General features: G+C 48.8%; 8 protein-coding genes. 7 read left to right on the top strand and 1 reads right to left on the bottom strand.

Annotated features, from left to right (window positions below; translation table 11 throughout):
* Nucleotides 1-13 precede the first annotated feature (13 nt).
* The 4 genes from NTX75_01640 (at nt 14) to NTX75_01625 (ending at nt 3,632) form a co-directional block, all read left to right on the top strand.
* On the top strand, nt 14-298 hold the full coding sequence (locus NTX75_01640) for a hypothetical protein (protein ID MCX5814932.1): 285 nt from the start codon (nt 14-16) through the stop codon (nt 296-298).
* A 21-nt stretch (nt 299-319) separates the two neighbouring features.
* Nucleotides 320-646 carry a hypothetical protein gene (locus NTX75_01635; protein MCX5814931.1) on the top strand — a complete coding sequence of 109 codons (327 nt, stop codon included), beginning with the start codon at nt 320-322 and terminating at the stop codon, nt 644-646.
* Nucleotides 647-732: 86 nt separating this feature from the next.
* Entirely contained in the window at nt 733-3,138 is a 2,406-nt protein-coding gene (traC, locus tag NTX75_01630; GenBank protein ID MCX5814930.1) for a type IV secretion system protein TraC, read from the top strand.
* Entirely contained in the window at nt 3,135-3,632 is a 498-nt protein-coding gene (locus tag NTX75_01625) for an OmpA family protein (GenBank protein MCX5814929.1), read from the top strand. Before traC ends, NTX75_01625 begins: the two co-directional genes overlap by 4 nt.
* Before the next feature lie 13 nt (nt 3,633-3,645).
* On the opposite strand, the gene NTX75_01620 is transcribed toward NTX75_01625, so the two are convergent.
* On the bottom strand, nt 3,646-4,086 hold the full coding sequence (locus tag NTX75_01620; GenBank protein MCX5814928.1) for a YbjQ family protein: 441 nt from the start codon (nt 4,084-4,086) through the stop codon (nt 3,646-3,648).
* A gap of 108 nt (nt 4,087-4,194) precedes the next feature.
* Between NTX75_01620 and NTX75_01615 the strand changes: the two genes are divergently transcribed.
* From NTX75_01615 to NTX75_01605, 3 genes are all read left to right on the top strand, one after another.
* Nucleotides 4,195-4,575, top strand: coding sequence for a hypothetical protein (locus NTX75_01615; protein MCX5814927.1), 381 nt, complete (start codon nt 4,195-4,197; stop codon nt 4,573-4,575).
* 3 nt (nt 4,576-4,578) lie between these two features.
* Complete coding sequence (locus tag NTX75_01610; GenBank protein ID MCX5814926.1) at nt 4,579-8,190, top strand: PKD domain-containing protein; 3,612 nt, start codon at nt 4,579-4,581, stop codon at nt 8,188-8,190.
* Nucleotides 8,191-8,221: 31 nt separating this feature from the next.
* A partial coding sequence (locus NTX75_01605; protein ID MCX5814925.1) for a hypothetical protein occupies nt 8,222-13,570 on the top strand: 5,349 nt, incomplete at its 3' end.

Raw genomic sequence — 13,570 nt, 5'->3', positions numbered from 1 at the left:
GAGAAGACTCATAATGGCAATTTTATCAGAGAGCGATGCAGGCGCGCCGTTCTATAAAGAGATTGCCGCCATAGAGGAGCTTACCTATACAGAAATTAAAAACAGATTAGGCAGGGAGGTGACGGAATATTTGAGAAAGAATTACCAGTTGAGAAAAAGGTATTCGGGGAAGAAGATGTCTTTTGATGCGTATCTGAGAGACGATGCAACTATCGAAAACACCGCGTCCTATCTGCTCGGGCTCTACCGGGGAAGGGCGGATTTCTACAAGCTTATAGTTGCAATAAACAAAATTTAAAAAAGAAGGAGAAGAGCAATTATGGAAAAAAATGTTCAAATAAAGACAAAAGGTTTTTTACAGTCACTCACAGCACCGGCAGTTATGTTTTTTTGTATGGTGTTGGTATGGGCCATATCCGCTCATGCGGGAACAGGCGGTACAGAATTTACCGACATATACGATACGCTGACCGGCTGGTCTACCGGCGCTCTCGGCAAGACAATCGCGGCAGGCGCTTTTCTGGTCGGCATCGCAATGGGTGTTGTGAAACAGTCGGTCATTTCCGTTGTAACGGGTATCAGCACGGCTCTCGCAGTCAACTATACGCCTACGATCATTGACGCTGTTGTAACATCATTAATCTAAGCAAATACGGTTAATCTAAACAGATACGGCGGGGGCCGCTTTCCCCGACACCCCCTGCCATATCTGAAAATAAAACGGGATACGAAATGGACATATTAAAAATACACAAGCAACTGTTAAAGCGGTTTTCTTTATCAGAACTGCTGCCATACTATACATACGACGACAATAACGAAGTGTATACGCTCTCGTGCGGCGTGGGGTTTGTTTATGAGTGTTCTCAGGCGTGGGGAGGCGCCACGACGTCGGATGCCCTGAAAGGGCTTTACTATCAGCAGTTTCCGCCCGGGACATCCGTACAGTATACCATCTATGCCTCGCCGACAGTGACCCATCAAATGGATGCCTATGCTCATTTGAGGGAGAACAGAACCACAAAGAGGGGGCTTATCGAGGCGGCAAGGAGGAAGAGGGATTATGTCGTAGCAGGCGCAAAGCAATCCATGCTGAAGGGCTACGACTTCAGAGCGAGAAACTTCCGGCATGTAGTGTCATGTATTGTCCCCTGCGAAACAACGCCCAATGGTTTTGAACAGGGAATGAAGATTGCGTCGAGAATAAAACCGACCGTTGTTCAGGCGTTAAGTACCGCCCATCTTAATCCGAGGGATATGTACCCCGATGAGTTTGTCACATTAATATCAGAGATGCTGAATCCTGCACACAACCACGATGAAGTGCAGCATTACGATGCGAAGACTATCATAAGGGAACAGGTCGTGTACGGTGATACGGAAATCTTTGTAGAAAAGGATTATCTCAAAATTGACGGCAAATATTTGAGAAGTTTTACCGTTAAGCAGTACCCGGAAAAGTGGGACATCGCCGATACGGTTAATTATGTGGGAAGCTTATACGACAACGTGAGACAGATGCCATGTCCTTTTATTATCACGCTGAACACGGAGTATCCGGACAGGGTGAAGGCGATAGATGCCGTCCAGAAGAAGGCCGTTGCCACCTCGTACCAGTTGTTCGGACCGCTCGCAAAGTGGCTTCCCGACCTCGCGGAAAAGAAGCAGGGGCAGGATTCATTTTTGAAGTCCATGAAAACAGGCGATTCCCCTGTAATGGGCTATATGAACATTTTGATCTACGCAGACTCGCCGGAAGAGCTTGAATCGATGTCCGGTCGCTGCCTGCAGCTATTCAGGACTCTCGGCTTCATCCTTCAGGTTGATACCTACATAACACTGCCGATGTTCCTGCAATCGCTCCCGATGGGATATCTGAAAGATGCGCAGGAAGACCTGAGGCGGAAAAAGACTCTAAAGGCATCCGACATAGCGGAGATAGCTCCGATTGCCTCTGACTGGCAGGGTTTCGGGAATCCCGTTCTTCACCTGATAAGCAGGCGAGGGCAGGTACAGTTCTTTGACATTTTCAGCAACCCCGCAGGAGGCTATTCCGGCATAGTCGTTGCCTCTACCGGAGCAGGAAAATCATTTTTTGTGAATGAACTGATAACATCCTATCTTTCAGTGGGGGCGAAGATATGGGTAATCGACGTGGGGCGAAGCTATGAAAAGCTCGCAAATTTCTGTGGCGGAGAGTTCATGGTGTTCGGCGAACATTCGAACGTATGTCTCAACCCGTTCACAGGGGTGCGGAATATCGACGAAGAAATGCCTATTCTTAAATCTATTGTTGCTCAGATGGTATCCATGAATGCCCTCGATGAGCTGTCGCTGGCATATATCGAAGAGGCCATCAAGGATCAGTATCTCATACACGGCAACGACATGACTATCACCAATGTAGCCACGTATCTGGCAGCAAAAGATGAACCGATCGCAATCTCGCTTTCAAAGAGGCTTTATTCCTATACGTCACAGGGGGCATATGCCGGATATTTTGACGGACCGGCAACAATGAGGGCAGAGGCCGACCTGGTTGTCATGGAACTTGAAGAACTCAAATCGAAAAAGGACCTTCAGGAGGTCGTGCTGTTGTCCCTTATTTTTCAGATACAGCAGGCTATGATGGACAGGGAACAATATAAGCTCCTGATTATTGACGAGGCGTGGGATCTGCTCACAGGGGGCAACACAGCCAATTTCATGGAAACGGCATATAGAAGATTCAGAAAATATAAAGGGGCCTGCTATTCGATAACGCAGAGCGTAAACGACTTCTACAGGATTCCTGCCGGTGTTGCCATCGTAGAGAACTCGGATTTCATGTTCCTGCTCCGGCAGAGACCTGAATCCATAAAGATGCTGAAGGAGTCGGGAAGGGTCTCTTTGACGGAGGGCTTGTATGAACTGTTGAGCAGTGTCCATACCGAACACGGGAATTTCTCGGAAATATTTGTCTACACCCCTGTCGGCGTGACGGTGGGACGACTGATCGTGGACAGGTTCACGCAATTGCTCTATACGTCAAAAGCTGATGAGTATACCGCCATTAAAAAATACCTCGAACAGGGGGATACCATAGACGTGGCGATTACAAAAGTCCTTGAGGATGAAATAAAGGAGAGGGAGAAATGATTACCGTATTGTGTGCTGCTTTACTTGCTGTTTCTCAGGCGACAGCCGATATAACTGCTGAGGCAAAGATCGCCCGCTACGAGAAGGGAGACACCTTCATGGTAACACTTGATAAGCCAGTGGTTGTACCGAAAACTCCCTATATCAAGCCCGTGGTTAAAAAAATAAAGAAGTTTACAATCAAACCCGAAGATCTTTTGCCTCCGGTTAAAAAAGAACAGACCGAGACGGTCCGTTTCGACCTCAATTCCTCCGCTCTCAAACCGCAGGAGAAGAAAAAGCTCGATGCCATTACAACGAAGGAAAAGGTCTCCGTAACAGGGTATACATGTGATGCCGGACAGAAGGAATACAACGATAAACTTGCGCTTCGAAGGGCGAAAACCGTCCAGAAGTATCTCAAGACCGACGCAAAGACTGAAGGGAAGGGGAAATGCTGCTACATAAGTGATCAAAAGTCAGCCAACAGAAGGGCAGAGATTAAATACAGGTAATAGCAGGTCGTTCTTACTTGCCCCACTCGAATCCGATTCCGCTTACAGGGGCGACAAATTCTTTCCGGCTTGTATTGTCCGGTTGACTGTCGTAACTCCCTCCATCATGGCATTTTATTGCAGCGTTGCCTTGTTTCAGTTTAACCGCTGTCCCATAGACACTAATACCAATCACGGTGCCCTTCTCGTGGGGAGAGAATATGCCGAGGTTGAACCTTACGCCCATGACGGTATCAGCGCCGACCTGCGATGCGTTCTGAGCCAGTTGCGAAAATGCCTCATCCTCACATCTGCCGAGCATTTTTTCATAGCCCTCAATTCGTCCGCCGGTAAAATCTTTGATAGATGCAAAAAAATCTCTGGCGAAATTGAGACCTTCTACAAGGTTTGCGGTAACGATCCCGCAGTATTCTTTTATATCCCTGTGGTCAATATATCCTGTTGTTACTATCATGATTCCTCCCTGATGTGTGCGAATTATCTGAATGCTTATTACTTCCCCGGCAGGTAGTAATACAGCAAATAGTAATACGTTAATGTCAATTTATGTGAAGGAGGATGTATGGGTAAGGAACAAAGGTACACAACCGGGGTCTTAAAGAGAAGACGGGCAATGTTGTGCATAACGATCATGCTGATATTTGCCTGCTGTCTTAATTTTGCGACTGCAGAAACGATTAATATGCCGGATTATCCGGACAGATTACGGCTTGTTGTCCCGAATGCCGCTACTGATGAAGCTTTGCCTAATGGGGCACTGACCAATGTATTTCTCCGGTTTGAAACCCCAAGGAAATCAAAGGCCAACGATGTAGGCCTAAATACGGCTACGCCTTTTTCTGATAGGAAAATGTGCTCCAATAGCGGGGATATACGGGCAGCAGATAAAGATGGGAACGTCTGCAAGACAATGATAACCGCATATAATACCACGGAGGTATAGAAGATGAAAAAGACAGGGAAGAAGGTTAAAGGTGAAAGGTCAAAGGGCAGGGGCTCAGCACCCGCAAGCGGGTATCCGAAGGCTAAAAGCTGCTTCAGCCTTTTAGCGATTGTAATGATATTTATGCTTTCTGTGTCTCTGCCGGTTTATGGAGATACTGATTATGCAGGCGCTGATTTTACTCCGGCAAATGGATCGACATTGACCGGGAAATATATCAATGTAGGAACATTTACTATTCCTGCAGGAACCACTGTTAATGTTGAAGCTGGGACACTTCTGGAAATACATGCAGTAACGATAAATATTGCTGGAACCCTTAATGGCGACCTCAAAGGATATGCCGGTGGTGCAGGTGGAACCTTTGGTAACCTTACATATAAAGGGGGAGGCGGAGGCGCCGGCGGCTTGCACGGCGGCGGCAAAGGAAGTAACGGGTCATCATCTTCAGATGCCTGGCCCGGGGATGGCGGCGGCGGCGGAGGCGGTGGCAGTCATGGAGGATTTGGCAGAACAGGTTATAACGGTGGCGGAGCAGGAGGCTCCGCCGGTCCCGGTGGAGGAAGTGCAGGTCCCATTTACGGGACACGTAATGGTTATGATATTGATATGGGCAGCGGCGGTGGAGGAGGAGGCGGAGGCGGATGGTCTAACAATACAAGCGGCGGTACTGGATGGGTCGGAAAACCTGGTGGTGGAGGGATTCTTTTAAAAGCTGCAGGCAATCTCTCAGTATCTGGCAGTATTACTGCCAATGGAGACTCTGGAGCATCCGGTGGAAGCAGTAGTTATGTTAATGTAAGGGGTGGTTTTGGTGGTGGTTCATCCGGAGGGGGTATCTTATTAGATGCACCAGCTGTAGTTGTGAGCGGATCTCTTACTGCCAACGGAGGAACTGACGGGGGTGGAGGAAGAATCAAAATATTTACCCCGACTGTGAACAATATTAATTTAGCGAATAGCAACATTAGTGTAAACGGTTACAATGTTGGAACAATATACCCTGCCTTGTTTTCAATTACTGCATCTTCCGGTACTAACGGTTTAATTTCACCGACCGGTGCAATCAAAGTGCTTCAGGGCGCTTCTCAGACCTTTACAATCACTCCGGCCACAGGCTTTCTGGTAGCTGATGTCCTCGTGGACGGCGTTTCTGTCGGAGCGGTATCATCATACACATTCAATAATGTGTCCGAGAACCATACGATCTCGGCAACGTTTACTTATCAGCTTCCCACTATTAACAGTGTGTCATGTCCAGCTTCCCTTCATACCGGGCAGGCAGGCACCTGCACTGTATCCGCCTCGGCAGCAGCCGGCACGCTCAAGTACGCATGGACCGTACCGGGCGGAAGTGCGGGAACGCCCACTGATGCCTCAACTTCGGTTGCCTTTACAGGAGGAACAGGGACTAAACTGGTAAGCGTGATAGTAAGTATCATTGAAGATCCGTCCAGGACAATAACGGCTAATGCCCCGGTAGAGGTAACACCGGTGAATATGTCTCTCACCGTCAATTGCCCCGCAGCAACAGACATGAACACGCAGACAGCCTGCACTGCCGTAGGGTCCTCCAATTGGGGGGAAATCTCTTTTCTGTGGAATACCGATGCGGGCGGCAACATAGTAGGCGCAAACAACACGGCTATGGCAAATGCACTTTTCGGCACGGTAGGTAATCATTCCACCAGGGTAAAGATGTATATCCAGGAGGCCCCGTTTTTGTTTATTGAGAAGGTGGCAAACATCACCGTGGTGTTCCCGCCTCCTACAGTTTACAACGCGGGCTGTACCGAAGAAGAGGTGTATATGGGGCAGCAGGTGAATTGCTCCATAAGCGCCGGATCATCGGAAGGTACCCTGAAACTTCTGTGGAGTGCTGTCGGCGGGCAGATTAGTGACCCGGAGGGTACACACACGGGTATTATATTCAATACCCCCGGGGAAAAAACCGTTACAGTAAAAGCATTCGCCAGGGAATTACCCTTGATAGTGGCGAACAGGCAAATGCAGCTCAATGTCCTGGACAATCCGATTACGGCGGAGGTAACGTGCCCTGACCAGATACTGTCGAAAGAATCATTTACATGTACTGTTCAGGGGAATGCGCCGCTGTGGGGGACACTGGCTTTTGACTGGCTGGTGGGCAGCAGTGCGGTAGCGAAAGGCGGTTCAGCAAATATCACGGCGGGCAAGGAAGGCACGATGGCAGTACGTTTGGTGGCATCGTTGATAGAATCGCCTTCGATAAAAAAAGAGGTAACAAAATCTGTCAAAGTAGTAGGAGAGAAGACCATGGCTCCCGTCATAACGGGCGCCAGAACTGTGTACATTGATACAGGAAACACATATAAAGCGGAGGCGGCATGCCTGGATGCTGCCAAATGCACGGTAAAATGGCGATACAACGGAGAGGAAACGGCAGGGGATACGCTGAATGCAATCTTCGCGTCTCCGGGAAAATATGAGTTAGAGGCGGAAACAATCCTCACAGGGACAGAATTGACAAGAAAGACAACATTTGCCGTAAACGCAGTCGAACTTCCCGGAATCCCCGTTGGTATATCGGGGCAGAAGGCAGTATTTGTTGGTGAAGAGTACACCTATACCGCCGTGATACCTGCCCGGTTCAGTGCCTTGAATGTGGTTACGAGATGGATCTTGCCGGATAACTCTACTGTGGATGGCAGAGAGGTGACGATGACCCCGACCGCAGAAGGAACAAATACGCTTCAATGCGAAGGATGGGTTGATGGTCACAGGGAAGAAACATTAAAAACATCAGCGATTAAAATCACGGCAGTGGGCTACATTTTCCCCGCTCCGAAAATTAATGTGAAAAGGACGGAAGGGTTAGGGCCATACAATGTGACCTTAAATATCGATTATACGGTTAAAAAGATCATGGGGCTTCAGTACCGCATTACCTACAACTGGAATTTCGGTGATGGAGAGACACTGACAACTGACAATACGATTGTCCATCATCTTTTTACGAAGATAGGCACATATAATGTAACGATGACTGCGACAGACCAGTATGACAATACAATAACGGACAATGTGACGATAACCGTTGGCGCGTCTCCTGTAAAAATCGGGTTCAAAGTCTCTGCATCGAACAAGACCATGAGGGCCCCGCTCGATATCTACATAAGAAGCACTATAGCAGGAAAAACAGCTCTCGACAGGATTGAAAGCCATGTATGGAAGATAGACGGGGTTACCGTTGAAAACACGAAGTCTGAATACCTGAGGGCTTCCTTCAGTGAACCGGGAGATCATACCGTTACCTTTACGGCAACCATGAAAAGCGGCGCGGCTGCGACCGATTTTATTGATATTACGGTGGTTCCGAATCAACCTCCGACTTGCACCATCGACCACATATCGGGTGAGGGCTATTATGTGTATCTGAAGGCAAAATGCACTGACCCGGACGGAAGGATTTCTTCATACAAATGGAATCTGGACGACGGCAGGGACTACAGGAACGGTTCTGGTAACATATCATTCAAGGCGCCGGCGACACGCACATACAACATCGGCCTTAAAGCGACGGACGATTCCGGCGCAGAAGCCGAATTTACAAAAGAGATTACGGTTACAAGGTAATACTGCTTATAATTCCAGGGAGGTATAGAAGATGAAAAAGACAGGGAAGAAGGTTAAAGATGAAAGGTCAAAGGGTAGGGGCTCAGCACCCGCAAGCGGCGGGTACCCGAAGGTTAAAAGCTGCTCTATCCTTTTAGCGATGGCAATGATATTTATGCTTTCTGTGTCTCTGCCGGCATATGCAACAGATGCCACGGGCGGCACGATTACCTACGACGGTAACTATAAAATTCATACCTTTACCGGTTCCGGTACGCTGAACGTTACCGAATCCGGGAATGTTGAGTATCTGGTAGTGGCAGGAGGTGGTGGTGGTAACAACAGTAATGACTTGTACAGTGGCGGCGGCGGCGGAGCGGGAGGCGGCGTTCTTAGCGGAACGCTTGCTGTTAGTACCGGCAACCTTGCCGTGACTGTAGGTGATGGTGGACTTACAAAAAGCAATGGATATAATTCTGTATTTTCATCAATAACCGCTACCGGAGGTGTAAAAGGAGTATATAATACCTCGAACGGAGCAGGGGCAAACGGGAATGCTTCTACGATCTCTGGAACATCTGCCTATTATGCCGGCGGTGGAGGAGGGGGAAAAAGTTATTATGATAATACTCCATACCCCGGAGGACTTGGTGGTGGAGGAAGAGGGGGGTATCAGAGTCAGAATGGGGGGTGGGGTACCGCCAACACGGGCGGAGGCGGCGGTGGGTCTTCAAATCAAGGGAGCCCGGGGTATGGTGGTTCCGGCATTGTGATTGTTCGTTATGAAATCCAAAGATTTACTATCACGGCTTCTTCCGGCGACAACGGGTCAATCTCATCGACCGGCGCAACAACGGTAGATTTTGGCGCTTCCCAGTCTTATGTTATTACCCCGGCCAATAGTTATAGGATTGTTGATGTTCTTATAGATGGGTCAAGTGCAGGAACGGGTGGTGCATATACTTTTACTAATGTGTCTGCAAATCATACAATATCTGCTACTTTCGATATTGGCGTTAATGCTTATTCAATTACTGCTTCGGCAGGCGCCAACGGCACTATCAGCCCCGCTGGCGTAACCACAAAAAACCAGAGTGCTTCTCAAACTTATTTTATAACACCCAATAGTGGTTATAAAATAAGCAGCGTCCTTATAGATGGGATAAGCGTTGGTACAATGGCAGCATATACCTTCTCTAATCTAAATGCAAACCATGCAATATCTGCCGTCTTTGCTGAAAAAACATATACGTTCGCTACAGGCGGCACGGTAACTTACGATGGTAATTATAAGATCCACACCTTTACCGATTCTGGTACGCTGAATGTTACCCAGAACGGCGATGCCGAGTACCTGGTTGTTGCAGGCGGCGGTGCGGGCGGCGGCAGCAATGCCAGTGGTGGTGGAGGTGCGGGTGGTTTTCTCAACGGAATGTCTTCTTTGTCTATTGGAAGCAAAACGGTAACAGTAGGCAGTGGCGGAATAAGCAGTGCACTTACTCAAGGAACTAATGGTTCAAACTCTGTTTTCAACTCGATAACCGCTATAGGCGGCGGTGGAGGAGGAATAAATGGCGGAGCAACAAGGGGAAGCAACGGTGGTTCAGGAGGAGGAACTGGTAATAATACAAGTGCACCTCCTTTAGGAATAGGAAATGAACTAATTACTGGAACTGGAGTTCCCGGACAGGGATACGCCGGCGGAGAAGGTTCTTTTGGTTATAGTCATGGCAGCGGCGGAGGAGGAGCTGCATCTGCTGCTTTTGGATCATCTCCAAACCATTGTGAAGGATGTACCGTTAAAATCAATGGCGGAACCGGGCAAGTCTCATCTATTTCTGGTGTATCTACATATTATGCAGGCGGCGGTGGTGGTGGTGCTGCTTGTATCTACAATGATTCAGGAATTGGTGGCTTAGGCGGTGGAGGTAGAGGAGGATATTACGGATCTTCTATTTCTGCTGGTATTTCCGGATCGGCAAATACCGGAGGCGGTGGCGGTGGCGGTGGATGGGGTGGTGGATGGACTGTTGCCCTGAGTGCGTTAGGCGGTGCCGGCGGTTCCGGTATCGTAATTGTCCGTTATGAACTCGAACACATTGCCATTCTCTCATCTTTTGGTGCCAATGGCAGCATCAGTCCTCCCGGTGCAACCACAGTAATTTCGGGAGCTTCACAGAGCTATACAATTACACCCGATAATAGCTATCAGATTTCAGATGTCCTTGTTGATGGGGTATCAGTTGGTGCAGTAAACACATATACATTTAGCAATGTGACTGCTAACCATACGATAAGCGCGACATTTATAACAGTTACCTATACGCTCACAGCTTCTTCGGGTGCTAATGGTTCAGTCTCTCCGACCGGGGTGACAAGAGTAACTCAGGGCGCTTCTCAGAACTATACAATTACTCCGGCTGCAGGCTTTCTGGTAGCAGATGTCCTTGTTGACGGCGTTTCGGTCGGAGCGGTAAGCGCATACACTTTCAGTGATGTATCTGCGACCCATACAATCAGTGCCACATTCACAACAGCTACCTATACGCTCACGGCTTCTTCAGGCGCAAACGGTTCAATCACTCCTTCCGGTGTGACCCCATTAAATTATGGCGCTTCACAGGCCTATACAATCATTCCGGCCACAGGCTATAAAGTAGCCGATGTTTTTGTTGACGGAAGTTCTGTCGGTGCGGTAACAAGCTACAACTTCTCCAATATAACCGCAAATCATACAATATCTGTTACATTTACCGAAAAAACCTACGTTGTCGCCACGGGCGGCACGGTAACATATAGTGGTAACTATAAAATGCATACCTTTACCGGTTCCGGTACGCTTACCGTAACTCGGGGTGGAGACGCCGAGTACCTGGTGGTTGGCGGCGGCGGACGTGGTATGGGTGGCGGAGGCTCAGGCTCGGGGTATACTTATGGTGGCGGAGGCGGAGGCGGAGTCATGCAAGGTTCGCTGTCAATAAGCATAGGGAACATATCTGTGACAGTAGGCGCGGGGGAAAATAGTTCTGCATTTTCATCAATAACTGCTCCTCCTGGAGGAAACGGCAGGACAGGCAGCGATCGCGATTGCGGCGGGTCAGGTGGAGCAAGCGGAGCTCCCCAGAATAATCCTGGCGGAATACTCCTTCCGGGAAGTTCTGGAATGACTTGGTACCCCTATTGCTCTCTACAGAGCGGCGGAGGCGGCGGAGCGGGGGGTGCCGGTAGCAATACCAGTGGGCTTGATTGGCAGGTGAAAGGACACGGAGGCCCCGGGATTGCTACCGCGATCTCTGGAACCCCTGTATATTACGGCGCCGGTGGCGGTGGTGGAGCAAGCGGTTGGGGTGCAATGGGTGGAATTGGCGGCGGGGGGAACGAAACTAAGAATGGCACTCCCAATACCGGTGGCGGTGGCGGTGGAAGGTATAATTTTGGCACCCCGGGTTATGGTGGTTCCGGTATTGTAATTGTCCGCTACGAAGTTCAGAGTTTTACCATCACGGCTTCATCGGGCGAAAATGGTTCAATCACTCCTTCCGGTGTGACAACGGTAAATCAGGGAGCTTCTCAGTCCTATACAATCACTCCGGCCACAGGCTATAAAGTAACTGATGTTCTTGTTGACGGCGTTTCGGTCGGAGCGGTAAACACATACAATTTTACCGATGTATCTGCGACCCATACAATCAGTGCCACATTTGGGGTTGCTACTCATACCATCACGGCTTCATCCGGTACTAACGGTTTAGTTTCGCCGACCGGTGTGACATCTGTAAACCAGGGCGCTTCTCAGTCCTATACAATCACTCCTTCTGAAGGTTACCAGGTTGAGGATGTCCTCATAGATGGAAGTTCGGTGGGTGTGGTAACAGCTTATGCTTTTGACAATGTGGTTGCCTCACATACGATATCTGCAACATTTAAAGTGGCAACCTACACAATTATATCCTCAGCGGGCGAAAACGGGGCAATCAGTCCTTCGGGTCCTACATCTGTAACTCACGGTGCTTCACGGGCATATACAATCACTCCGGCTACAGGCTACAGCGTTACCGATGTCCTTGTCGACGGCGTTTCTGTCGGTGCGGTGTCAACTTATGCATTTACTAATGTATCCGTAAACCATACGATCTCGGCAGCGTTCGGTATTAACACCTACACTATTGCAGCTTCATTCGGTGAAAACGGGGCAATCAGTCCTTCGGGTTCTACATCTGTAACTCATGGGGGTTCTCAGAACTATACAATCACTCCGGCTGCAAACTACAGTATAGTTGACGTCCTTGTCGACGGCGTTTCGGTTGGTGCGGTGAGTACATATGAGTTCACTAATGTGACTGCCCCTCATACTATATCCGCTACTTTCTCTATTAATACTTACGCCATTATTTCCTCTGCGGGTGCCAACGGTTCTATAACCCCTTCGGGTTCTACATCTGTAACTCATGGGGGTTCTCAGGCATATACAATCACTCCGGCTACAAACTACAGCATTGTTGATATTCTTGTCGATGGTGCTTCGGTTGGATTTCCTCTATTTTCGGTGAGTACATATGAGTTTACTAATGTGTCCGCAAACCATACGATCTCGGCAACGTTCGATATTGCCACTCACACCATTACTGCATCAGCGGGCGAAAACGGCTCAATCACTCCTTCTGGTGCAATCACTGTGAATCAGGGCACCTCTCAGAACTATGCAATAACCCCATCTACGGGCTATCAGGTAGCCGATGTCCTCGTGGACGGCGTTTCTGTCGGTGCAGTCAGTACGTATACATTCAACAACGTAGCAGTCTCTCATACGATCTCTGCAACGTTCGATATTATCACTTATACCATCACGGCTTCTTCCGGTACTAACGGTTCAGTTTCGCCGACCGGTGTGACATCTGTAACTCATGGTGCTTCACTGACCTATATAGTCACTCCGGCTGCAAACTACAGTATAGCTGATGTCCTCGTTGACGGTGTTTCTGTCGGTGCGGTGAGTATATATGAGTTTACCGATATAACCGTAAACCATACGATCTCGGCAACGTTTGGTATTAACACCTATACTATTACAGCTTCATCGGGCGAGAACGGTTCTATTTCACCGACCGGTGTGGCATCTGCGGATTATGGAGCTTCCCGGCATTATACGATTACTCCGGCTACAAACTACAGCATTACTGATGTCCTTGTCGATGGAAGTTCTGTCGGTGCGGTGTCAACTTACACATTTACTAATGTGTCCGCAAACCATACGATCTCGGCAGCGTTCGATATTGTCACTCATACCATCACTGCATCAGCGGGCGAAAACGGCTCAATCACTCCTTCTGGTGCAATCACTGTGAATCAGGGCACCTCTCAGAACTATGCAATAACCCCATCTACGGGCTATCAGGTAGCT

This window comes from Pseudomonadota bacterium (assembly GCA_026388315.1).
Lineage (GTDB): Bacteria > Desulfobacterota > Syntrophorhabdia > Syntrophorhabdales > Syntrophorhabdaceae > MWEV01.
This window is presented reverse-complemented; position numbering and strand designations above follow the sequence as displayed.